Below are 22814 nucleotides of genomic sequence, written 5' to 3' on the forward strand. Positions count from 1 at the left end.
GGCCTACTTGTCACCAGAAGCGGGGTCACCAGAAGCGGGGTCACCAGAGGCCAGATCACCGTTGTCGAGAAGCTCCTGATGCACCTTGTCCACGGCGCGACGCGCGCGGGCGATGATGTCATCGATCTCCTCGGGGGTGATCACCAGCGGCGGTGCGAAGCCGAGGATGTCGCCCTGGGGCATGCCACGGGCGATCAGCCCTTCCTCGAGTGCCGCCGCCGAGATGCGCGGGCCGACCTTGAGTGCGGAATCGAACGCCTTGCGCTCTGACGGCTGCGGTGAGAACTCCAGCGCCGCCAGCAGGCCGATGCCACGCACGTCGCCGACGATGGGGTGATCGGCGAAGGCTGCCTTCATGGCTTTCTGCAGATAGGCGCCGGTATCGCGGGCGTTGTCCACCAGGCCCTCACGACGAATGATCTCCAGGTTGGCGACACCGGCGGCTGCGCCCAGCGCGTGGCCGGAGTAGGTCCAGCCGTGGCCGATGGGGCCGAATTCCCCGGTGCCCTGCTCCAGCACCTTCCACACGCGGTCGCCGACGATGACCCCGGACAGCGGCTGATAGGCGCTGGTCAAGCCCTTGGCGATGGTGACCAGGTCCGGCTTGATGCCGAAGTGCTGATAGCCGAACTGGCTGCCGATGCGCCCGAAGCCGCACACCACCTCGTCACAGATCAACAGGATGTCGTGACGCTTGAGCACGGCCTGGATGGCCTCCCAGTAGCCCTCCGGCGGCGGCACGATGCCACCGGTGCCCAGCACCGGTTCGCCGATGAAGGCGCCGATGGTCTCCGGCCCTTCGGCCTGGATCATCGCCTCGAGCTTGTCGGCACACCAGGCGGAGAATTCACGCTCGCTCATCTCGGCGCATTCCGCGGGGCGACGGTAGTAGTCCGGCGCTTCGGTATGCAGGATGCCGGCGATCGGCAGATCGAAGTGATCATGGAAGGCCGCCAGGCCGGTCAGCGAGCCTGAGGCGATGCCGGAGCCGTGATAGCCGCGCCAGCGCGAGATGACCTTCTTCTTCTCCGGCTTGCCGATCACGTTGTGGTAGTAACGCACCAGCTTGAGCTGGGTCTCGTTGGCATCACTGCCGGACATGCCGTAATAGACCTTGGACATGTCAGGCCCGGCCAGTTCGAGAATCTTCTCGGACAGCGCGATCTGCGGCTCGTTCGAGTGGCCGACATAGGTGTGGTAATAGCTGAGCTTGAGGGCCTGCTCGTGAATGGCATCGGCGACTTCCGTGCGCCCGTAACCGATGTTGACGCAGTAAAGGCCGGCGAAGCCGTCGATCAGCTCGCGCCCGTCGCGCTCACGGATGCGGATGCCTTCGCCGCCGGTGATCACGCGGCCCGGCAGATCGCCCTGGGCGAAATCACGCAGGTGGGTGGAGGCATGGAAGGTGACCTTGCGGTCACGGCGAATCAGCTCGTCGGTGCTGATGCTGTCATCGAAGCCGACAGACTGGCGTTGGGTGTTATCGGTGCTCATGTGACTCTCCGAATGGTCCACAAGGGGCGATCGCGCCGTAGCCCTGACCGCCCGTGACAATGAATGATGTCCGTCTCAACTCCCGGAGGCGCTTTCCATCCCACCCAGGCAGTAGTACTTGATATCCAGATATTCCTCCAGCCCCTGGCGACCCCCTTCGCGCCCGAGACCGGATTGCTTGACGCCGCCGAAGGGAATCGGCGCACCGGTCATCTTCACCGAGTTGACCGAGACCATGCCGAAGCGCAGGCCGCGCATCAGCTGCCAGACGCGGCGAATGTCGTGGGTGTAGACGTAGGCAGCCAGGCCGTATTCGGTGTCGTTGGCCATCGCGATCACCTCTTCCTCATCGTGCCAGGCCGTCACGCCGGCCACCGGCGAGAAGGTCTCCTCGCGCCAGGCGCGCATGTTCGGCGTGACATCCGCCAGCAGCACCGGCATGAAGAAGTTGGGGCCGGGGGCCATGCTCTGATCGCCGTGGATCAGCCGCGCGCCCTGCTCGACGGCGTCATCGACGATGGTCTGCGCCTTGGCCACGGCGTCACGGTGGATCAGCGGCCCCATGTCGATACCCGAGACCAGTCCATTGCCGACCTTGAGCTGCTTCATGAGACGCACGAAGTGGCTCAGGAAATCCTCATACAGGCTGTCGTGCACCAGGATGCGATTGGCGGCGAGACAGTCCTGGCCGGAGGTCTGGAACTTGGCATCGACGGCGGCACGCGCCGCCTCCTCGGGGTCCATGTCCGGCCCGACGATGAAGGGCGCATTGCCGCCCAGCTCCAGCGAGACGCGCTTGACGCTGTCGGCGCACTGGGAAAGCAGCAGACGCCCCACCCGGGTGGAACCGGTGAACGAGAGCCCGGCGACACGCGGGTCATCACACAGCTGCTTCGAGACTTCCGCGGCCTCGCCGGTGATGACACTGAAGACACCGGCGGGAATCCCGGCGCGCTCGGCAAGCTCGGCCAGCGCCAGCGCCGAGAACGGGGTCTCGCCGGCGGGCTTGACCAGCACGGTGCAGCCAGCGGCCAATGCAGCCGCGGCCTTGCGGGTGATCATCGCCAGCGGGAAGTTCCACGGCGTGATCAGCGCGGCCACGCCGATGGGTTCACGCACGGTGCCCAACGCGGCATTCGGGATATGACTGGGGATGGTCTCGCCGAAGGCACGGCTGCCCTCCTCGGCGAACCAGTGAACGAAGCTTGCGCCGTATTCCACCTCGCCACGGGCATCGTCCAGCGACTTGCCCTGCTCACGGGTCATCAGCATGGCGAGATCCTGCTTGTGGGCGCGGATGAGGTCATACCAGGCATCCAGCAGCTCGCCGCGCTGGTCCGCCCGCAGCTTGCGCCATTCCCGCTGGGCCTCATCGGCCGCGGCAATGGCAGCATCGATCTGCGTGGACTCGAGCCACGGCACCTGACCGAGGCGCTCGCCGGTGGCGGGGTCGAAGACCGCTTCCTCACGGCCTGCCTCACCATGCACCCAGCAGCCGTTCACGTAGGCAAGCTGACGAAACAGTCGCGGGTCTTCCAGTGCCATGCCATCGCTGGCGCTGGCCCACTGACGGGTAAGGGTCTGGACACTCATGGCGCTCTCCCCGGCCGAAGGGCCGTCATCTGGACACTCAGACGATCTGCCCCTTGTGGATATCGGCAAGGATGCACATCACTGAGCACTGCATGGGCAGTGTCCTTCGCGCAGCCCGAGGCCTGCGAAGGACGCGTTTCAGTGACTTCAGTGTGGGGGATGTGACGGGAGGAGACTTTCGGGAATGCCCGCCAGAGGCTTGGCGTTCTTTCTGTTGTGGCGGGCGAAATGACGGTTTTTTTCTGTCAGACGGGGGCGCGCTCCGGCGCAGTGCTCTGGAGCGCGACCTCACCTTCACGAGACGACAGGGCCTTCATGTGCAGGGGATCAGGCGGTCACGACCTCACTTTCGGTCAGCTCGGCGTAGAGTTCCGGATAGGCTTCCTGCAGACGCTCAAGCTCTGCACGGGCATGCGGGATGGCGTCGGTCAGCTGCTGCCATTCCTCATCACTGAGATTGTCCCGCATCAGCGGAAACAGCTCGGTACGCTCGGCACGCAGGTAGTCACGATGCGCTTCGACATAGTCGCGCAGATCATGGATGAACTGATCCATCGGTATGATCTGATCCATCAGGATGCTGTCGAGATTGTCGGACAGCTTGGAGAGACGGCCGTGCAGAGTGTGATACTGCTGGATGAGCCGCTGACACAGGGGTGAGGCATCCTCGGAGCGCTCGCACAACATCTGCGTGCATTGACGCTCCAGCGGAATGATGAAGCCCTGCATGTAATCGAGAATGTAATCCACCACTTCCCGCATCATGCGAAAGTCCGGGCGTTCGCCACTGACCAGTGTCCTGTGGCGATGCGAGAGCACGTGCAATAGACGCGCCATGTTGGCGTGGTCCTGGCGCAGCTGAGTCACATTGGGCATGACTTCCTCCTCCTGACGGAACAGGTGGCCGATGCTGGCAGACAGCGCTGCCGCCTCGGGCATTGCTACCGAATGTAGCAATGTCGTCATCCTGAAGTGTAGGACACATCCCATGAGCGCCCGTTAGACGTTGGGCGGGATTGCCTGAATGCGCGAGGCATGCTGTCAGGAAAACATGACAGTCCGTGAAGAAGTCACGGATGGCCTGATGCCGTTGGCAGGCCGCGCCAGCCCTGCTGATTTGTACAGGCTTGCGTGATCGGCCATGATGAGCGCATTCCCCGCCCACGCCTGCCGGAGCCTGACTCGCCGATGGATCTCTTTGCCGATACCGCCTCGAATTCCCATGCGCCATTGGCCTACCGCATGCGACCGCGCTCGCTGGAAGAGTACATCGGCCAGGCGGCGCTGGTCGGGCCTGACATGCCGCTGCGCCAGATGGTGGAATCCGGCGTGGTGCGCTCGATGATCCTGTGGGGGCCGCCGGGCGTCGGCAAGACGACGCTGGCCGAGATACTGGCCCACGGCTGTGATGCACACCTTGAACAGCTGTCGGCGGTGATGGCGGGCGTGAAGGACATCCGCGAGGTGGTGGAGCGAGCGCGCCACCATCAGGCCAGCGAGCGCCAGACGGTGATGTTTCTCGATGAGATCCACCGCCTCAACAAGAGTCAGCAGGACGCCCTGCTGCCGCATGTGGAGTCGGGTCTGCTGACGCTGATCGGCGCGACCACCGAGAACCCGTCCTTCGAGGTCAACTCGGCACTGCTGTCGCGGGCGCGGGTCTATGTGCTCAAGGCACTGGACGAGGAGGATCTGATCGAGGTGCTGACCCGTGCCTTGCGCGATGAGGTCAATGGCCTCGGTACGCGTCAGATCGACGCCAGCCGCGAGACGCTGACCCGGATTGCGCGAGCAGCCTCGGGAGATGCGCGTCGTGCCCTGGGCCTTCTGGAAACCGCCTGCGACTTCGTGCGCCGTGAGCCAGATGCCCAGGGGGGAACGCGCGAGATACTCGAGGACAGCTCGCTGGAGGCCGTGCTGGGCCATCAGGCCTCAAGCTTCGACAAGCAGGGCGATGACTATTACGACCTGCTGTCGGCGATCCACAAGTCGGTACGCTCCTCGCGCCCCGACGCGGCGCTTCTGTACATGGCACGGTTCATGGATGGCGGCGGGGACCCGCTGGATGTGGTGCGTCGGCTGGCGGCGATTGCCTCCGAGGATGTGGGCAACGCCGACCCGCGCGCCCTGCCGCTGACCATCGCGGCCTGGGACGCCTATCTGCGCCTGGGCGACTACGAGGGCCAGCGTGCCATCGCGCATGCGGCGATCCACCTGGCCATCGCCCCCAAGAGCAACGCCATCGACACGGCGTGGAAGGAGGCCAGAGCCTTCGTGCGCCAGCAGCCGCATTTCGGGGTGCCGGTCTATCTGCGCAATGCGCCGACGACCCTGATGAAGGAGCTGGGCATGGGCGAAGGCTATCGCTATGCCCACAACGAGCCCAACGGCTATCCCGCCGGCACGGCGCACAACGCCTGGCCCGAGGAACTGCCGGTACAGCAGTTCTACCGCCCGACCCAGTATGGCGGCGAGAAGCGCTTTGCCGAGATAGAGCGCTGGCGCCGCGAGCTGGATGACCACGCCGACCGGAACACGCCTGACGCCCAGTCGTGAGCGCCAGAAACGACAACGCCCGGGCCATCTGGCCCGGGCGTTGTCGTCTGATCATCATGTCACTGCTCGCGGATCACTGCTCGCGAATGACATCCGCACCTTCAGGAATCTGGAACACGAAGCGACTGGCCTCCAGACTCGGGTTGTACTGGACATCATGGAAATCGATGGCCGTGCGCTGGCCGGTGGAATCGGCCATCTGCAGCATGTCGAGCTGCTCGCCGTCGAAGGTCAGCTTGAGGCTTTCAAACAGGGTGTCGGCCTGCTTGGGCGTCAGCGTGAAGGTCTCGCGGGCCCCCTGCTGCTGGCGCTCGACATCGTAGTTGGCGGTCAATTCGCTGGAACGCCCGGACAGCAGCAGTGCCGGCGTGTGCGTCACGCGCTCATCCAGCGGCTGCACGGTGACCTGCTCCAGATCCGGGTCATGCAGATAGACTTCCTTGCCGTCGGAGACCACCTCCTGGCGGTATGGCGCGTCGACGCTCCAGCGGAACTTGCCCGGGCGTGACAGCCACATCTTGCCGTGGGCTTCCTGCAGACGCTGGCCCGAGGCATCGAGAATCTGCTGATCGAAGTCGGCGGTATAGGTCTTGAGGGGCTCCAGCAGGCGAGAAAGACGCTCTCCGGCGGCGTCATCGGCGTGGGCCGGCAGGCTGGCCATGCCCAGCATCAAGGCGGCGCCCAGCCCCTTGGCCAGACGGGTGGTCAATGAGGAAACGAAAGAACGTGACGGTGTATTCATGACACTCCTTGCAATGAGACGGACATGGCTGCGGCCTGAGGCCTCGACGCGCGATATCCACCTCATGTCAGCGATTCGGGTTGTGGCCTGCCAGTCTCGCCGCGAGTCTGACAGGTGATCTGACGTCTTTGACACGAAGGGGAGCCAAAAGCTCCCCTTCGTGTCTTTCATGTTTCAACTCAAACGCTTGGCTGCACTAGCCGCTATGGTTGGGGGCGAGCACTTCCCGCGAGCCGTTGGTGCCCATCGCGGAGACGACACCGGCCATTTCCATGGCCTCGACCAGCCGCGCGGCACGGTTGTAGCCGATCTTGAAGCGCCGCTGCACGGCGGAGATGGAAGCACGACGCGACTCGACCACATAGGCGACCGCTTCATCGTAGAGCGCATCCTGCTCGGCATCGCCGTCCTCGCCTTCGGCCTCAAGCCCGGCCAGCGCATCCGCCTGCACGCCGCCGGTGAGGATCTCCTCGATATACTCCGGCGTGCCGCGACGCTTCCAGTCATCCACCACGCGGTGCACCTCGTCATCATCGACGAAGGCGCCGTGGACACGCGTCGGCATGCCGGCACCGGCCGGCAGATAGAGCATGTCACCATGGCCCAGCAGATCTTCCGCACCGCCCTGGTCGAGAATGGTGCGCGAGTCGATCTTGGAAGAGACCTGGAAGGCCATGCGCGTCGGGATGTTGGCCTTGATCAGGCCGGTCACCACGTCCACTGACGGGCGCTGAGTGGCCAGAATCAGGTGAATCCCCGCGGCACGCGCCTTCTGGGCCAGACGTGCGATCAGCTCCTCGACCTTCTTGCCGACGATCATGAACATGTCGGCGAACTCGTCGATCACCACCACGATGTAGGGCAGCTTGGCGAGCACCGGCGGATGCTGGTGCATCTCCCAGGGCTGTGGCTCCCACAGCGGGTCAGCGATCTGGGCGCCATGCGCCTCGGCTTCATCGATCTTGGCATTGAAGCCGGCCAGGTTACGCACCCCCATGGCGGCCATCAGCTTGTAGCGACGCTCCATCTCGGCGACACACCAGCGCAGGGCATTGGCGGCCTCCTTCATGTCCGTCACCACCGGTGCCAGCAGGTGCGGGATGCCGTCATAGACCGACAGCTCCAGCATCTTGGGGTCGACCATGATCATGCGCACTTCATCTGGCGTGGCCTTGAGCAGCATCGAGATCAGCATCGAGTTGATGCCGACCGACTTGCCCGAACCGGTGGTACCGGCCACCAGCAGGTGAGGCATCTTGCCCAGATTGGCCACCACCGGTGCGCCCCCGATGTCCTGACCCAGCGCCAGCGTGACCGGCGAATCCGCCAGCTGATAGGCATCCGAGTCGAAGACTTCGCGCAGACGGATCATGGCGCGGTTGGGGTTGGGGATCTCGATGCCGACCGTGGGACGCCCCGGAATCACCTCGACCACCCGCACGCTCTTGACCAGCAGTGAACGCGCTAGGTCGGTCGACAGGTTGGAGATCTTGGAGGCCTTGACCCCCGGCGCCGGCTGGATCTCGAAGCGCGTGATGACCGGCCCCGGCCACACATCCGCCACCTCGGCCTTCACTCCGTACTCGCGCAGACGCACCACCAGCAGCTCGGCCATCTGGTCGAGTTCTTCTTCGCTGTAGTTGGGCTTCTGCTCATCCGGTGGCGTCAGCAGGCTGAGCTGTGGCAGATCGCCCTCCGGCGCCTCTTCGTGATCCGAGCCCTCGTGACGCTGACTCTGCAGGTGCTCCACGGTCCAGAGTGTCGGCCCGGAGGGATCCCGTACCGCTTCCTGCGCATCTTCCGCCGTCGCCAGTCGCCCGGCACCCGGCACCATGCCGGACTCATCGCCGTCATAGGCCCAGCTCGGACGCTCAGGCGTCGCGTTGGCGGGGGCCTGCTGCGGCTCGATCTCGTCTTCCGGCACCTGCGGCTCTGCCGGCTGCAACGGGGCGGCCGACTCACGAGCGGCCAGCTCTCGAGAAGCTGGCTCTCGTGAAGCCTGCTCAGGCTCTGGCGCACGTGGCGCCGGCTCCGTCGGTTCTGCCGGTGTGGGTGTCGGAGCCGAAGTTGACGTCGAGACGCCACCAGCACCGCTCGCACCAGCAGTTGCCGAACCCGATGCGGTGGGTATGGCATCGGTGGATTTGCCGGTGGGAGCCTCGAAGGCATCATCCCAGGAGACGACGGCCTTGCGCGAGGCCGCTGCTGCCACACCGGCAGCCATCACGCCGGCACCGACCGCAGCGCCTGCCAGGGAGGACTCTCTCGGTAGCGGTGCATCCTCTTCATCACGCGGCTCAGGCGGCTGAAGCGCCGGATTGGCTGCCTTGTGAGCGCGTTCGGCTTCCTGCGCGGCGGCCTGACGGGAGGTCTCGGCCTCGTGCTGGGCCTGACGTGCCGCTTCTGCTTCACGGACTGCCTTGGCTTCACGGGCTGCTTCAGCCTCACGTGCCGCTTCCGCTTCACGCGCTGCCTCGGCCTCACGTGCCGCTTCTGCTTCGCGGGCCGCCTCAGTCTCACGGTCTGCCTGGCTCTGCGGCGCCTTGTCAGCTTCGCGGGAGGTCGACTCTGCCTGGCGAGTGTCCTGACGCGCTGCAGGTGCGAAGGCAGACGCAGCGTCCCACTCCTTCGCTGGCCGGGAATCTGTCACCGGTGCGGTTTCGCTCACCGAGCTGTCGACTGGCGGCGTGCTGCCGGACGTCAACGCCTCGGCGTCACGGGACGCCGAGGCGTGACGCTGACGCTCGGCTTCGATGGCAGAGGCATCCGGCAGGCGCGAGCGGGTCACATCGGCGCGTGAGTCTGCGGCGCTCTCGAGCGAGGCTGCCGTTCTGGGGGCCGCGGCAGCCTGGGACGCCACGGCTGCCTGCACGGCGCTGGCAAGCTCGACGCCCTCGATGTTGACCGTGGCACTCTGCACCGTCATGCGTTCGGTGTAGGCAGCCCCCGGCACCTTGGCGGAAGGCGTGGTCTCGGCTGTCTGCCAGGGGATATCCGTGCTGCGATCATTGGCGAAATCGTCGTCACCGCCAAGCGAGGGTTCCACCCGACGCTTGCCACGTGGCTCAGCCGCCAGAGTGTCGTCAGCCTGCGCTGCGCCAAGCAGTATCTCGTCGCTGTCTTCTTCCCACTCGACACGCTCGTCTCGACGGCGCGGCAACAGACGCTGCCACCAGCTCAGTCGCTCGTCATCACGCTCCGGCTCATTGTCGGCATCGTTCTCGTCGTGAGTCAGCGCTTCCTCGGCATAGGTCGCCTCGTCATCGTATTCATCATCACGACGACTGTTGAGTCGCTCCTTCAGCCAGACGCCAAGGCGCATGCAGCCATTGCCCAGCTCGTCCATGACCGTCAGCCACGACATGCCGGTAAACAGCGTGAAACCACACAGGAAGCTGGCAAGCGACGCCAGCACGGTGCCGCCCATGCCGATCAAGGGCGTGAGCGCTCCTGCGATGCCCTTGCCGAGGATACCGCCGGCACCGTTGGTCAGCTGGCTGTCAGGGCTGTAGAACTGGATATCGCCGATCACGCAAGTCGCCATGATCAACAGGAAGAGCCCGCCGGCACGCACCGCGATGGTGGTCGGATCCCACACCAGCTCGGTGCTGGGTTGACGCATCAGACGCCAGGCACCGAAACCGAGCATGGCAGGCCACCACAGGGCGCTGCCACCGAACAGGGAATACAGGACGTCGGACAACCAGGCACCGATGCTGCCCATCCAGTTGCTCGTCGTCGACTCAGGTCCGCTGTAGGACCAGCCGGGGTCCGTCGGCGCGTAGCTGAACAACGCCAGCAGCATGAAGACGCACAGGCTGAGCATGAGGATGACCACGCCTTCACGGCTGACACCCTGCAAGGTGGTCGTCAGTCGTGAAGGCGGGCGAGCCTGGGCTTCCGCGCGTCGTTCGGCACGGATGGCCTTGCGCTCCTCGCGTTCAGCCTGGCGCTCTTCACGGCGCAGGGCCGCCGCGCTCATCTCGCGCGGTTCATTCCTGCTCGTGTCCTTCTTCGCGGGCTTGCCCGAGACTCTGGGCGTCTTGCGGGGCGCGGGCTTACTGGCCGCTGAAGCGCCCCGCAGACGAGCGAAGAAGCCTGGCGCATCCGCCTTCTGGCGGGCACGCTTTCTCGGTGTTGCTGCCGCGCGGCGGCTGCGGGTCTCCGGCTTCGCCTGATCCCGACTTGTCTTTCTGGCACTCTTGGCAGTCAAGTCGCCATCCCCCTTGCACCTTGTGGGCGATTTTCCATGTACCTTCAGCCGGTTATCATAACCATCCGATGGCAGTGACGTCACAATTGCCGATTCACGTCTGCCCATGACATCCAGGTGTCACGAGCGCATTGCACTGAGCTGTTCACGATCCAACAAGAGACTGCCCATGCTGCCCTGGCTTCCTCCTGCCCCCGTACGCTTCCCGCATGCCAGCGAAGCGCTGAGCGACCCCGATGGCCTGCTGTGCGCGGGCGGCGACCTCAGCCCCGAGTGGTTGCTGGCGGCCTACCCTCGCGGGATCTTTCCCTGGTTCAGCCCGGGTGACCCGATACTGTGGTGGTCGCCAGACCCGCGCATGGTGCTGAGACCCGAGGAGGTGCGCGTACGTCGCAGTCTGGCCAAACGCCTGCGCAATGGCGGGTTCCACTTCAGCATCGACCGCGACTTTACCGGCGTCATCGATGCCTGTGCCAGCATTTCCCGTGAGGGGCAGGCCGGCACATGGATATTGCCAGAAATGCAGCAGGCCTACATCGCTCTGCATGCCATGGGTCACGCTCACAGCGTCGAGGTCTGGCAGGGTGACAGCCTGGTAGGCGGCCTGTATGGCGTGGCCTGTGGCCGGGTCTTCTTCGGTGAGTCCATGTTCTCTCGCACCACGGATGCCTCGAAGATGGCACTGGTCGTGTTGTGCCGTGAACTTGAAGCACGCGGCTTTCCGCTGATCGATTGCCAGATGCACACCCCGCACCTGGAGAGCCTTGGGGCTTGCAGCATCGCTCGCAGCGAATTCATCAGCTATCTTGACCAGTATGCCACTGGCGAAGGGCATGAGGGCAAGTGGTCACTGACAACCGAGCCCTTGAAACACGGCAATCAAGACCTGTGAGCCATATCGCAAGGTGAAGATCATCAGGTCCTTGGAACGATACCGCCATCCTGGCGCAGGTCATCACCGACGATGGGCTGCCGGCGTCCACACTGATGCAGTGAGGGAGATGAAGCGAAGGTGAGCAGCAATACCCCCAAACAACCGCAACGCGATCTGCGCTTCTTCCTGACCGTGCCCCATGCCTGCAGCTACCTGGAGGGACGCCAGGCGACCACGCTGTTCCTCGACCCACAGGAAGCGCCCAACTCCGGCGTCTATGATGCTCTGGCTCTGCTCGGCTTTCGTCGCAGCGGCTCACACCTCTATCGACCGCACTGCGGCGATTGCCGCGCCTGCATCTCGGTACGAGTCCCCATCGCCGACTTCACGCCCAACCGTACCCAGAAGAAATTGTTCAAGCGCAATGCCGACCTCACCATCGAGGAAGGCCCGGCACTGTTCGACCCCGAACACTATCGTCTGTATGCGCACTATATCCGTAGCCGTCACGCCGATGGCGACATGTTCCCGCCAAGCCACGAGCAATACCGTACCTTTCTGACGTCACGCGATGAATATGCACGCCTGATCAGCTTCCGGCTCGATGGCAGGCTGGTGGCGGTCGCGGCCATGGATCGCATGAGCCATGGGCTGTCCGCCATCTACACCTTCTACGACCCCGATGAAGCCTTCCAGTCGCGCTCCCTCGGCACCTACGCCGTACTGTGGCAGATAGAGCAGGCGCGCCGGGAGGCTCTGGCGCATCTTTATCTGGGCTACTGGATACGGGATTGCCGCAAGATGAACTACAAGCAGCATTTCCAACCGCTGGAATACCTGGATGGCAGCCATTGGCGTCGCCGGATCCCCTTCAGCTTCCATGATACTCACCTTCCCCTGAGCCTCATCAAGACTGGTGACAGCCTGCAGCGCGACGCCTAGGGCCCGCCTTCGCCTTCCCGCCACTGAAAGGATGGGGAACCTCATGGCAGTGCCGCTGCCCAACGTCGGTGCAGCGGGTTCTCGAGAGGGGATTCGAAAGGGGAGCTCGAGAGTGGACAGGGGCAGCCCCTGCCACCAGCGGAACCTGTCGGTGGCACTGGATACGATTTTATCGCTCCTGCGGCCTGCCCACGAGCGCTCAAGGAGCGTACAATCTCGCTTCGACTTTGCCTTGCTGCCGCCCTTGCGGCACAATATCGCCTATCGAAGTCCCGAATCCGGCACTTTTCTGTGCGCGGATGGCTCGGAACCCACCGCATTACTCCCTGTATCAGATGAGGATCAGCCTATATGGCGCGTGAAGATCATATTGAAATGGAAGGCGTCATCGTCGACACCCTTCCGAACACCACTTTCCGTGTAGAACTGGAAAACGGCCACATCGTGACCGCACACATCTCCGGCAAGATGCGCAAGAACTACATCCGCATCCTGACCGGTGACAAGGTCAAGGTTGAGCTGACTCCCTACGACCTGTCCAAGGGCCGTATCGTCTACCGTTCGCGCTGAGCACGGTCTGACTGCCTTGCCGGTCACTCGACATCGAGCATCAGGCTGCGGGGGCATGGCAAATCAAGATCTGCCCTCACCCCACTTGCCAATGCTCCCTGTGACACCGGCTGGCTGAACCGGCCGTCCTGGCATTTCAGACATGGAAGCCTTTCCTGCCTGATCCCCCCGCTCGGACCCGGAACAGCGCACCACCAGCCCTTCGTGACACGACTCCTCGTGACATTGAAGGCGCGTCTCGATGGTGCGCGCCAGAGTATTCCGATGATGCCGCTTTGCCCCGTGGATGCGTCCTGAGCCCGAACGCCCGTCTGGCCTTCGCTCCCATCCCATGAGGACAAGCGGCTCATCCATGCCCCCGCCCCTGCCATGACACGCTGCCCTTGCGGCAGAGGCCTTGGCGTGGGCGCCTTTCACCTTTCCCCTTCTGCGTAATCCGTCCCCACTCCCTCTTCTTCCCTGCCCTCTTGCTTCTCTCGACTGCACCATCGGCCGTCCTTTCCGCCATGGACCCTGCTGTCGGCATTTGACCCTCGGCGGAGCGGAATCACTGCGCAAATGCGCTCTTGCGGGCAAAAGAAAACGGCCAGTGCCTGAGCACTGACCGTTCATTGTGATGATGCTGCGGGGCATCAATACATCACGAGACGGGGCGACCCTCAGGCCATTTCAGCTTCGGTCTCCAGGTGCAGTTCGCCGTTATCGACCGTGACATGCACGATACCACCGGACTCCGACAGATCACCGAACAGGATCATCTCGGCCAACGGCTTCTTGAGCTTCTCCTGAATGACGCGCGCCATCGGACGAGCCCCCATTGCCGGGTCATAGCCCAGAGTCGCCAGCAGGTCTCGCGCTTCATCCGCCACGTCCAGCTGCACGCGTTTCTCATCCAGCTGCGCCTGCAGTTCGACCAGGAACTTGTCGACCACATTGCGCACCACGGCGAGATCCAGCGCGCCGAACTGGATGATGCCATCCAGACGGTTGCGGAATTCCGGCGAGAATGTCTTGCGGATGACTTCCATGGCGTCGGTGGAATGGTCCTGGTGCTTGAAGCCGATGGAGCGACGCGCCACCTGCTCGGCACCCGCATTGGAGGTCATCACCAGGATGACGTTGCGGAAGTCCGCTTCGCGACCGTTGTTGTCGGTCAGGCGGCCGTGGTCCATCACCTGCAGCAGCAGGTTGAAGACTTCCGGGTGTGCCTTCTCGATCTCATCCAGCAACAGCACGCAGTGCGGCTGCTTGGTGATGGCTTCGGTCAACAGACCGCCCTGGTCATAACCGACGTAGCCCGGCGGTGCCCCGATGAGGCGCGAGACGGTGTGACGCTCCATGTACTCGGACATGTCGAAGCGCACCAGCTCGATCCCCATCAACGCTGCCAGCTGACGCGCGACCTCGGTCTTGCCGACACCTGTCGGGCCAGCGAACAGGAAGCTGCCGACCGGCTTGTCCGGCGCCTTGAGGCCTGCACGCGACAGCTTGATCGCCGCGGACAGCCCGGTGATGGCGTCGTCCTGCCCGAACACCAGCATCTTGAGATCGCGCTCGAGATTGGACAGCAGCTTCTTGTCGGAGCTGGAGACCGTCTTCGGCGGAATGCGCGCGATGGAGGCGACGATCGCCTCGACCTGCTCGGTATCGATGGTATCGACACGGATGCTCTCCGGCAGCAGGCGCTGGTGGGCACCGGCTTCATCGATCACATCGATGGCCTTGTCGGGCAGCTGACGATCGTTGATGTAGCGATCCGCCAGTCGCACTGCCGTCTCGAGCGCCGCATCGGTGTACTTGAGGGCATGGTGTTCCTCGAAGCGACCTCGCAGCCCCTTGAGGATGCGAATGGTGTCGTCCACCGACGGCTCCATGACATCGACCTTCTGGAAGCGACGTGCCAGCGCACGGTCCTTCTCGAAGATGCCGCGGAATTCCTGGAAGGTGGTGGAACCGATGCAGCGCAGCTCACCGGAAGACAGCAGCGGCTTGAGCAGATTGGAGGCATCCATCACGCCACCGGACGCCGCCCCCGCCCCGATGACGGTGTGGATCTCGTCGATGAACAGGATCGAGTTCGGTTCCTTGCGCAGCTCCGCCAGCAGAGCCTTGAGGCGCTTCTCGAAATCACCGCGGTACTTGGTACCCGCCAGCAGCGCGCCGAGATCCAGCGAGTAGACGACAGCTTCCTTGATGACTTCCGGGACGTCTTCCTCGACGATTCGCTTGGCGAGACCTTCCGCGATGGCGGTCTTGCCGACACCGGCCTCGCCGACCAGCAGCGGGTTGTTCTTGCGACGGCGCACCAGAATCTGCACCACGCGCTCAAGTTCTTCATCACGGCCGATCAGCGGATCGATCTTGCCCAGACGTGCCTGGTCGTTGAGGTTGGTGGCGTAGTTGGTCAGCGGGCTGTTGCCGCTCTCGCTACTGCTCTCCTCGCCTTCCTCGCTCTCGACCGACGCCTGAGGCGCCTGGGTGTGACCCGCCACCTTGGAAATGCCGTGGGCGATGTAGTTGACCGCATCGACCCGCGCGACATTCTGCTGCTTGAGGAAGTAGACCGCCTGGCTTTCCTGCTCGGAGAAGATGGCCACCAGCACGTTGGCGCCGGTCACTTCACTCTTGCCGGAGGATTGGACATGGAAGACAGCACGCTGAAGCACGCGCTGGAAGCCCAGCGTCGGCTGCGTCTCGCGGTCTTCCTGCTCTTCCGGGATCAGCGGGGTGGTGGAGTTGATGAAGTCCTGAAGGTCGACTCGCAACTTGTCCAGATTGGCGCCGCAGGCGCGCAAGACGTCCGAAGCGGAGGCATTGTCGAGCAGTGCCAGCAGGAGGTGTTCCACGGTCATGAATTCGTGGCGCTTGGAACGTGCCACGGTGAAGGCCGTGTTCAGGGTCAGTTCAAGTTCTTTGCTCAACATGGCAAGTCCCCTCTAGGCCGCGTCTTGGACGGATCACTCCGCCCGGTCGATGTCGCACAGCAGCGGATGCTGGCACTCTCGAGCATATTGATTCACTTGGTGGCATTTCGTTTCCGCGATGTCGCGGCTGAAGATGCCACAGGTTCCTTTTCCCTGATGATGGACAGCGAGCATGATCTGTACTGCCTGCTCCTGATCCTTGTTGAAGAAGGTGGTCAGCACCTCCACGACGAAATCCATCGGCGTGAAGTCATCATTGTGCAGAACGACCTTGTACATGGGCGGTGGCGCCAGTTCGGGCTCAGCGGTAGCGAACGCCAGATCGCCATCCTGATCCTCCTGGTGCGACGGCTCCTGTGCCGAGGGAGCCTGATTCCTGATCCGCAACAGCTGCGAGAAAGAGAAGCTGCTGCACGATGTGTCTGTCTTGAACATAAGGGGCTGATCCGGTGAACACAAGCAGTGGCGAAGCTGATTGCCTCAACGCGCCACGACGGAAGGCCACTTCCATCGCCGGGCATTGACGTTGATGGGATAAGGAAAAGATGAGGGCATGTCGCGCATGATGCAAGCGCCCTGCGCTCAAGTGTGCTCACGAGCGGGCGCAAAGCGCGCCGGAATGTCGTCTCCTGGAAGACGAAACGACATCTCAAGACGCAAGAAGGCCCCCGGACACGTCCGGGGGCCTTCTTCTGAGAACCCTGCACTGCCTGAAACGGAACGTCAGTCCCGGTCAGACAAGTGTCGGATCTCAGGCATCCATGTTGTCAGCGACAGCCTGACCGAACTCGGAGCACTTGAGCAGCTTGGCATCGTCCATCAGGCGATGGAAGTCATAGGTGACTTCGCCCTTGGCGATGGCCTTCTCGACGCCTTTCAGCACGAGATCCGCGGCTTCGACCCAACCCATGTGACGCAGCATCATCTCGGCGGAGAGGATGACGGAGCCCGGGTTGACCTTGTCCTGACCAGCGTACTTCGGTGCAGTACCGTGAGTCGCTTCGAACATGGCGACGGTGTCGGACAGGTTGGCACCCGGCGCGATACCGATACCACCCACTTCCGCCGCCAGAGCGTCGGACAGGTAGTCACCGTTCAGGTTCAGGGTAGCGATGACATCGTATTCCGCCGGACGCAGCAGGATCTGCTGGAGCATGGCGTCAGCGATGACGTCCTTGACCACGATGTCCTTGCCGTTGTTCGGGTTCTTGAAGGTCATCCACGGGCCGCCATCCAGCAGCTCGCCGCCGAACTCGTCCTTGACGATTTCGTAGCCCCAGTCCTTGAAGGCACCTTCGGTGAACTTCATGATGTTGCCCTTGTGCACCAGGGTCAGCGACTCACGGTCGTTGTCGATGGTGTACTGGACAGCCTGACGGACCAGACGCTTGGTACCTTCTTCGGACACCGGCTTGACGCCGATACCGCAGTTCTGCGGGAAGCGGATGTTGGTGACACCCATCTCTTCGCGCAGGAACTTGATGACCTTGTCGGCTTCCGGCGTTCCCGCTTTCCATTCGACACCTGCGTAGATGTCTTCGGAGTTTTCGCGGAAGATGACCATGTCGACGTCGGCCGGCTTCTTGACCGGACTCGGCACACCCGTGAACCAGCGCACCGGGCGCAGGCAGGTGTACAGGTCAAGCTTCTGACGCAGCGCGACGTTCAGGGAGCGAATACCACCGCCCACCGGAGTGGTCAGCGGACCCTTGATGGAAACGACGTAATCCTTGACAGCCTCGAGAGTCTCTTCCGGCAGCCAGGTGTCAGCGTCATAGACGTGAGTGGCTTTTTCACCGGCGTAGACTTCCATCCAGTGAATCTTGCGCTCACCGCCATAGGCCTTTTCGACAGCAGCGTCGATGGCAATCTTCATGGCCGGAGTCACGTCCACACCGATACCATCGCCTTCGATGAACGGGATGATCGGATTATTCGGAACGTTGAGGGTATTGTCGGAATTTGCGGTGATCTTGGCACCGCCTTCCGGGACGACAATCTTCTGGAACCCCATTGATAACTCCCCTGTCATGGATTCAGTGGAGGCGCGAGTATAGCACCCGTGCCGCTTCTCACAGTAGGCTTATACGGCAGCCGCGACAAAAGTCTAAACCATGTCTCTCATATATCTGCTACACAAGCCCTACCGCGTTTTGACGCAGTTCACCGACCGCGATCAGGGCCGTCAGACCCTCGCGGACTTCATCGACGTGCCGGATGTCTATGCCGCCGGACGCCTCGATTACGATTCGGAAGGATTGCTGCTGCTCACCAGTGATGGCGCGCTCTCCCACCAGATCGCACATCCGAAGAAGAAGCAACCCAAGACTTATTGGGTGCAGGTGGAAGGCGCCCCTGATGAGCAGGCCATCGCCGCGCTGAGAGCCGGCGTGGAGCTCAAGGATGGCATGACCCGACCGGCCAAGGTCAGGCTCATCGACCCACCGGCGTTGCCAGAAAGGCAACCTCCCGTGCGCTTTCGTGCCAGCATTCCCACCCACTGGCTCGAGATCATCATCAGCGAGGGTCGCAACCGACAGGTACGCCGGATGACCGCACATGTCGGTCTGCCGACACTGCGCCTTGTCCGAGCCGCCATCGGCCCCTGGAAGCTCGATGGCCTGGCACCCGGCGAGTGGCGCAGCGAGGAGGTCGAGATGCCCGTGCCGCCACGCCAGGCGCGCCCGCCCGCTCGTGGCAGGAACGCTGGCGGCGGCTCCGGGGAGCGCAAGAACGGCTCGGGGCCGAAGCAGCGCACCAGGGGTGCCGACAAACGCAAGCCTCGACAGTCCGACAGGCAGGCCGGCCACCATGCCGACGGCAAGCCAGCGTCGGGCAAGGCAGCCGCAGGCAAACGCAGCGGCGGATCTTCGCGTCCCTCCTCCTCACGCCCCCCCTCCCACAAGAAAGGAAGAAAATCCTGATGGCTGCACGCTGGACCCCGAATGCCACCGTTGCCTGTGTCGTGGAACGCGCCGGGCGCTATCTGATCGTCGAAGAGGACAAGGGCGGCCCCGCGACGCTGTTCAACCAGCCGGCCGGCCACCTCGAGCCCCACGAGCGCATCATTGATGGCGTGCAGCGCGAGGTACGTGAGGAAACGGCCTGGCGTATCCTGCTGACGGGCTATCTTGGCCTGTACGTGCACGTCGCCGAGGATGGCACCCATTTCCACTCGCATGGCTTCGAGGCAGCGGCGCTGGAGCACCTGAACACGCCACTCGACCCAGACATCGTCAGGACCCACTGGCTGACTCTCGAGGAAATCGAGCAGCTGGAGGCCATGGGGCGCCTGCGCAGCCCGCTGGTGACCCGCCGTATCCGCGACAGCCTGCGTGGCAAGCGCTTCCCGCTCGACGTCATCCACGATTGACGCGCGCCCTCGTGACCGCTCAGGCGCCTGCCGTGCGTCAGAGGCTGCAGGCGGGGTGAATCCCACCCACGCCTTCAGGTATAATCGCGGTCAATCAAGCGGTGCCAGGATGACGTATCCGCCGCCTCCCCTGTTTGTGACGACTCGCGGCCACGCGGGTGACGAGAGAACTGATGACCGCTGAAACCGGTACCGGAACCAAGGTCATCGTCGGCATGTCCGGCGGTGTCGACTCCTCTGTCTCTGCCCTGTTGTTGATGGAGCAGGGCTACCAGGTCGAAGGCCTGTTCATGAAGAACTGGGACGAAGATGACGGCAGCGAATACTGCACCGCCATCGAAGACCTGGCCGATGCCCAGGCCGTGTGCGACAAGCTCGGCATCAAGCTGCATACCGCCAACTTCGCCGCGGAGTACTGGGACAATGTCTTCGAGCACTTCCTGGCCGAGTACAAGGCCGGTCGCACGCCGAATCCCGACATCCTTTGCAATCGGGAGATCAAGTTCAAGGTCTTCCTCGAGTATGCCGAGATGCTGGGTGCCGAGCTGATCGCCACCGGCCACTACGTGCGTGGCGGCGTGCGTGACGGTCGTGCGCGCCTGCTCAAGGGCCTGGACACCAACAAGGACCAGAGCTACTTCCTGCACGCCGTGCCGGAGTCCGCCATCGCGCGCACCCTCTTCCCGGTGGGAGAACTGGATAAGCACGAAGTGCGGGCCATCGCCGAGAGGCATGAGCTTGTCACCGCTCGCAAGAAGGACTCCACCGGTATCTGCTTCATCGGTGAGCGACGCTTCGCCGACTTCCTCAAGCAGTACCTGCCGGCCCAGCCGGGCAAGATCGAGACGCCTGACGGCGAGGTCATCGGCGAGCACATGGGCCTGATGTACTACACCCTCGGCCAGCGCCAGGGCCTGGGCATCGGCGGACTGCGCAACCATCCGGACGCTCCCTGGTTCGTCTGTGCCAAGGATCTGGAGCGCAATGTGCTGATCGCCGTGCAGGGCAAGCACCACGAGCTGCTCTACACCCAGGTCCTGAGCACCGAGTCCGTCGACTGGGTGGCGGGCGAGCCGCCCGCGGCCGATGCCAACGGCGAACTGCGTATCCGCTGCAAGAATCGCTACCGTCAGGAAGATCAGGCCGCGACCTTGATCGTCAATGACGGCCAGCGTGTCGAGGTACGCTTCGATGAGCCACAACGTGCCGTCACGCCCGGTCAGTCAGCCGTCTTCTATCTCGGCGACATCTGTCTGGGTGGCGGCGTGATCGATGCCGCCTGGAAACTTCCGGCAGCGGCCAGCAGCATGGCTGCCGCCCCGCTCTCTGGCCCCGAGGAGTCTGCCGCGCAATGACCAGCGTGCCGATCCGTCCCGTTACTGATACCACCACCCGCCAGGCGCTTTCGCTGGCGGGCGTCTTCCAGGCGGCCGCGCTGGTCGATGAGCTCGCCCGTCATGGCCAGTGCGACGAGCGCGCCTGGGAAACCCTGGTCAACGCCACTCTGGACACCAACCCGGAAAGCTTCGAGGCCATCTACGGCGGGCATCACAACCGCCTGCGCCTGGGCATCGACACCGTGAGTGCGGTGATGGATCGGCGTCAGGTCTCCCCCGTAGTGATGCGCTATGGCTTCTCGCTGGTGATGCTGATGAGCAAGCTCAAGCAGGACCCGGACATGCTGGACAAGCTGGGGGCAGGCCTGACGCGAATCCAGGGCCAGGCCGAGCACTTCGGGCCGACCCACGAGAACGTGATCGCAAGCCTCGGCGAGCTCTACCAGCAGACCCTCTCCACCTTCCGTTACCGGATCGTGGTGCAGGGCGATCCCGGTCTGCTGCAGCAACGCATGATGCCAGAGCGCATCCGTTGCGCCCTGCTGGCCGGCGTACGCTTCGCGCTGCTGTGGGACCAGCAGGGCGGCCGTCGCTGGAAGCTGATCTTCCAGCGCTCCGCGCTCAAGAAATCCCTGCGCCAGCTGGACTGATGCCGGCTCGCCTGGCCGGCAGCACGCCCGCCAGGCAACACCGCGCGCACCCCGAATTCGCTTCAACAACGCTGGAACCCGTCAAGCGGGTTCCGAGACACTTGAACTGGCAGCACGTCCTGTCCTGCCACCATCGGAAGATTCTCATCATGCAGCTGTCCGCCCTCACCGCTCTGTCTCCTGTCGATGGCCGTTATGGCGCCAAGACCGAGGCCCTGCGCGAGCACTTCAGTGAATTCGGCCTGATCCGTGCCCGTGTCACCGTCGAGGTGCGCTGGCTGCAGCGCCTGGCCGCCCACGCCGAGATCGCTGAAGTGCCGGCTTTCTCGAAGGAAGCCAACGCCGTACTGGACGCCATCGTCAGCGACTTCAGTGTCGAGGATGCCCAGCGCATCAAGGACATCGAGCGCACCACCAATCACGACGTGAAGGCGGTCGAGTACTTCCTGAAGGAGAAGGTCGAGGGCAACGCTGAGCTCAACGCCGTCACCGAATTCATCCACTTCGCCTGCACCAGTGAAGACATCAACAACCTGTCTCACGCCCTGATGCTGCGTGGCGGTCTGGACAACGTGCTGCTGCCGCAGATGCGTGAAGTGACCGAGGCCATCGTCGCACTGGCTCACCAGCACGCCGAACAGCCGATGCTGTCGCGTACCCACGGCCAGACTGCCAGCCCGACCACCCTCGGCAAGGAAATGGCCAACGTCGCCGCGCGTCTGCGTCGTCAGCTGGCCCAGATCGAACGCATCGAGATGCTCGGCAAGATCAACGGTGCCGTGGGCAACTACAACGCCCACCTGACCACCTACCCGGCCATCGACTGGGCGGCCAATGCCGAAACCTTCGTCGAGAGCCTCGGCCTGACCTTCAACCCGTACACCACCCAGATCGAACCGCACGACTACATCGCCGAGCTGTTCGATGCCGTCTGCCGCTTCAACACCATCCTGATCGACTTCGATCGTGATGTCTGGGGCTACATCTCGCTGGGGTACTTCAAGCAGCGCACCGTGGCCGGCGAGATCGGCTCCTCCACCATGCCGCACAAGGTCAACCCGATCGACTTCGAGAACTCCGAAGGCAATCTGGGCATCGCCAACGCCGTGCTGGGCCATCTGGCGCAGAAGCTGCCGATCTCCCGCTGGCAGCGTGACCTGACCGACTCCACCGTGCTGCGCAATCTCGGTACCGGTCTGGCACAGGGCCTGATCGCCTACCAGGCGACCCTGAAGGGCATCAGCAAGCTGGAAGCCAACCCGGAACGCCTGAACGCGGATCTGGACAACAGCTGGGAAGTGCTGGCCGAGCCGATCCAGACCGTCATGCGTCGTTACGGCATCGAGAAGCCCTACGAGAAGCTCAAGGAGCTGACCCGTGGCAAGCGCATCGACCAGGCCGGTTTCGCCGCCTTCATCGAGACGCTGGAACTGCCGGAAGACGTCAAGACCGAGCTGAAGGCTCTGAGCCCGGCCAGCTACATCGGCAACGCCATTGCACAGGCCAAGGCGCTCTAAGCGGCGCAGGTCACTGCAAGTCTTAAGAC

General features: G+C 63.5%; 16 protein-coding genes and 1 pseudogene. 9 read left to right on the forward strand and 8 right to left on the reverse strand.

Going from position 1 to position 22814, the window contains the following annotated elements; all coding sequences use genetic code 11:
* Nucleotides 1–3: 3 nt before the first annotated feature.
* The 3 genes from QD172_RS07950 to QD172_RS07960 all read right to left on the reverse strand — a co-directional run bounded on the left by QD172_RS07950 (nucleotide 4) and on the right by QD172_RS07960 (nucleotide 3963).
* Nucleotides 4–1494, reverse strand: a complete 1491-nt coding sequence (locus QD172_RS07950; protein WP_279855410.1) for an aminotransferase — start codon at nucleotides 1492–1494, stop codon at nucleotides 4–6.
* Between the two features lie 75 nt (nucleotides 1495–1569).
* Entirely contained in the window at nucleotides 1570–3039 is a 1470-nt protein-coding gene (locus tag QD172_RS07955; RefSeq protein WP_136938961.1) for an NAD-dependent succinate-semialdehyde dehydrogenase, read from the reverse strand.
* A 375-nt stretch (nucleotides 3040–3414) separates the two neighbouring features.
* On the reverse strand, nucleotides 3415–3963 hold the full coding sequence (locus QD172_RS07960) for a hemerythrin domain-containing protein (protein WP_077375707.1): 549 nt from the start codon (nucleotides 3961–3963) through the stop codon (nucleotides 3415–3417).
* A 312-nt stretch (nucleotides 3964–4275) separates the two neighbouring features.
* Between QD172_RS07960 and QD172_RS07965 the strand changes: the two genes are divergently transcribed.
* Nucleotides 4276–5643: a replication-associated recombination protein A gene (locus QD172_RS07965; RefSeq protein ID WP_279855449.1), complete on the forward strand. Its 1368-nt coding sequence runs from the start codon at nucleotides 4276–4278 to the stop codon at nucleotides 5641–5643.
* Nucleotides 5644–5716: 73 nt separating this feature from the next.
* On the opposite strand, the gene lolA is transcribed toward QD172_RS07965, so the two are convergent.
* Together lolA and QD172_RS07975 are read right to left on the reverse strand one after the other, a co-directional pair.
* Nucleotides 5717–6313: an outer membrane lipoprotein chaperone LolA gene (lolA, locus tag QD172_RS07970; protein ID WP_103751423.1), complete on the reverse strand. Its 597-nt coding sequence runs from the start codon at nucleotides 6311–6313 to the stop codon at nucleotides 5717–5719.
* A 268-nt stretch (nucleotides 6314–6581) separates the two neighbouring features.
* Entirely contained in the window at nucleotides 6582–10367 is a 3786-nt protein-coding gene (locus QD172_RS07975; RefSeq protein WP_279855411.1) for a DNA translocase FtsK 4TM domain-containing protein, read from the reverse strand.
* Nucleotides 10368–10767: 400 nt separating this feature from the next.
* Here QD172_RS07975 and aat point away from each other — a divergent pair, with 400 nt between their 5' ends.
* The 3 genes from aat to infA all read left to right on the forward strand — a co-directional run bounded on the left by aat (nucleotide 10768) and on the right by infA (nucleotide 12984).
* Nucleotides 10768–11490 (forward strand): leucyl/phenylalanyl-tRNA--protein transferase, encoded by a 723-nt coding sequence (aat, locus tag QD172_RS07980; protein WP_077375328.1) that lies wholly within the window; start codon nucleotides 10768–10770, stop codon nucleotides 11488–11490.
* A 120-nt stretch (nucleotides 11491–11610) separates the two neighbouring features.
* Entirely contained in the window at nucleotides 11611–12414 is an 804-nt protein-coding gene (locus QD172_RS07985) for an arginyltransferase (protein ID WP_279855412.1), read from the forward strand.
* Nucleotides 12415–12765: 351 nt separating this feature from the next.
* Nucleotides 12766–12984: a translation initiation factor IF-1 gene (infA, locus tag QD172_RS07990; RefSeq protein WP_024953359.1), complete on the forward strand. Its 219-nt coding sequence runs from the start codon at nucleotides 12766–12768 to the stop codon at nucleotides 12982–12984.
* Between the two features lie 659 nt (nucleotides 12985–13643).
* Here infA and clpA read toward each other — a convergent pair.
* The 3 genes from clpA to icd all read right to left on the reverse strand — a co-directional run bounded on the left by clpA (nucleotide 13644) and on the right by icd (nucleotide 17922).
* On the reverse strand, nucleotides 13644–15908 hold the full coding sequence (gene clpA / locus QD172_RS07995; protein WP_077375333.1) for an ATP-dependent Clp protease ATP-binding subunit ClpA: 2265 nt from the start codon (nucleotides 15906–15908) through the stop codon (nucleotides 13644–13646).
* Between the two features lie 33 nt (nucleotides 15909–15941).
* Nucleotides 15942–16343, reverse strand: coding sequence for an ATP-dependent Clp protease adapter ClpS (gene clpS, locus QD172_RS08000; RefSeq protein ID WP_077375336.1), 402 nt, complete (start codon nucleotides 16341–16343; stop codon nucleotides 15942–15944).
* 316 nt (nucleotides 16344–16659) lie between these two features.
* Nucleotides 16660–17922 carry an NADP-dependent isocitrate dehydrogenase gene (gene icd, locus QD172_RS08005; RefSeq protein ID WP_065392420.1) on the reverse strand — a complete coding sequence of 421 codons (1263 nt, stop codon included), beginning with the start codon at nucleotides 17920–17922 and terminating at the stop codon, nucleotides 16660–16662.
* A 100-nt stretch (nucleotides 17923–18022) separates the two neighbouring features.
* Here icd and QD172_RS08010 point away from each other — a divergent pair.
* The 5 genes and pseudogenes from QD172_RS08010 to purB all read left to right on the forward strand — a co-directional run.
* Nucleotides 18023–18556: pseudogene (locus tag QD172_RS08010) on the forward strand (pseudouridine synthase); the annotation flags it as partial.
* 275 nt (nucleotides 18557–18831) lie between these two features.
* Nucleotides 18832–19281, forward strand: coding sequence for an NUDIX hydrolase (locus QD172_RS08015; RefSeq protein ID WP_136938838.1), 450 nt, complete (start codon nucleotides 18832–18834; stop codon nucleotides 19279–19281).
* Between the two features lie 173 nt (nucleotides 19282–19454).
* Nucleotides 19455–20636, forward strand: coding sequence for a tRNA 2-thiouridine(34) synthase MnmA (gene mnmA, locus QD172_RS08020; protein ID WP_279855413.1), 1182 nt, complete (start codon nucleotides 19455–19457; stop codon nucleotides 20634–20636).
* Entirely contained in the window at nucleotides 20633–21268 is a 636-nt protein-coding gene (gene hflD, locus QD172_RS08025) for a high frequency lysogenization protein HflD (protein WP_077375348.1), read from the forward strand. Before mnmA ends, hflD begins: the two co-directional genes overlap by 4 nt.
* A 149-nt stretch (nucleotides 21269–21417) precedes the next feature.
* Nucleotides 21418–22785: an adenylosuccinate lyase gene (gene purB / locus QD172_RS08030; protein WP_077375351.1), complete on the forward strand. Its 1368-nt coding sequence runs from the start codon at nucleotides 21418–21420 to the stop codon at nucleotides 22783–22785.
* Nucleotides 22786–22814: the final 29 nt, after the last annotated feature.

The sequence above is a fragment of the Cobetia sp. 10Alg 146 genome (assembly GCF_029846385.1).
Lineage (GTDB): Bacteria > Pseudomonadota > Gammaproteobacteria > Pseudomonadales > Halomonadaceae > Cobetia > Cobetia marina.

Coding starts and splice junctions, on each gene's coding strand:
- clpA (WP_077375333.1), bottom strand. CDS start 15,908: ATGTTGAGCAAAGAACTTGAACTGACCCTGAACACGGCCTTCACCGTG.
- aat (WP_077375328.1), top strand. CDS start 10,768: ATGCTGCCCTGGCTTCCTCCTGCCCCCGTACGCTTCCCGCATGCCAGC.
- QD172_RS07950 (WP_279855410.1), bottom strand. CDS start 1,494: ATGAGCACCGATAACACCCAACGCCAGTCTGTCGGCTTCGATGACAGC.
- QD172_RS08015 (WP_136938838.1), top strand. CDS start 18,832: ATGGCTGCACGCTGGACCCCGAATGCCACCGTTGCCTGTGTCGTGGAA.
- QD172_RS07960 (WP_077375707.1), bottom strand. CDS start 3,963: ATGCCCAATGTGACTCAGCTGCGCCAGGACCACGCCAACATGGCGCGT.
- lolA (WP_103751423.1), bottom strand. CDS start 6,313: ATGCTGGGCATGGCCAGCCTGCCGGCCCACGCCGATGACGCCGCCGGA.
- purB (WP_077375351.1), top strand. CDS start 21,418: ATGCAGCTGTCCGCCCTCACCGCTCTGTCTCCTGTCGATGGCCGTTAT.
- infA (WP_024953359.1), top strand. CDS start 12,766: ATGGCGCGTGAAGATCATATTGAAATGGAAGGCGTCATCGTCGACACC.
- mnmA (WP_279855413.1), top strand. CDS start 19,455: ATGACCGCTGAAACCGGTACCGGAACCAAGGTCATCGTCGGCATGTCC.
- clpS (WP_077375336.1), bottom strand. CDS start 16,343: ATGTTCAAGACAGACACATCGTGCAGCAGCTTCTCTTTCTCGCAGCTG.
- QD172_RS07955 (WP_136938961.1), bottom strand. CDS start 3,039: ATGGCACTGGAAGACCCGCGACTGTTTCGTCAGCTTGCCTACGTGAAC.
- QD172_RS07965 (WP_279855449.1), top strand. CDS start 4,276: ATGGATCTCTTTGCCGATACCGCCTCGAATTCCCATGCGCCATTGGCC.
- QD172_RS07975 (WP_279855411.1), bottom strand. CDS start 10,367: ATGAGCGCGGCGGCCCTGCGCCGTGAAGAGCGCCAGGCTGAACGCGAG.
- icd (WP_065392420.1), bottom strand. CDS start 17,922: ATGGGGTTCCAGAAGATTGTCGTCCCGGAAGGCGGTGCCAAGATCACC.
- hflD (WP_077375348.1), top strand. CDS start 20,633: ATGACCAGCGTGCCGATCCGTCCCGTTACTGATACCACCACCCGCCAG.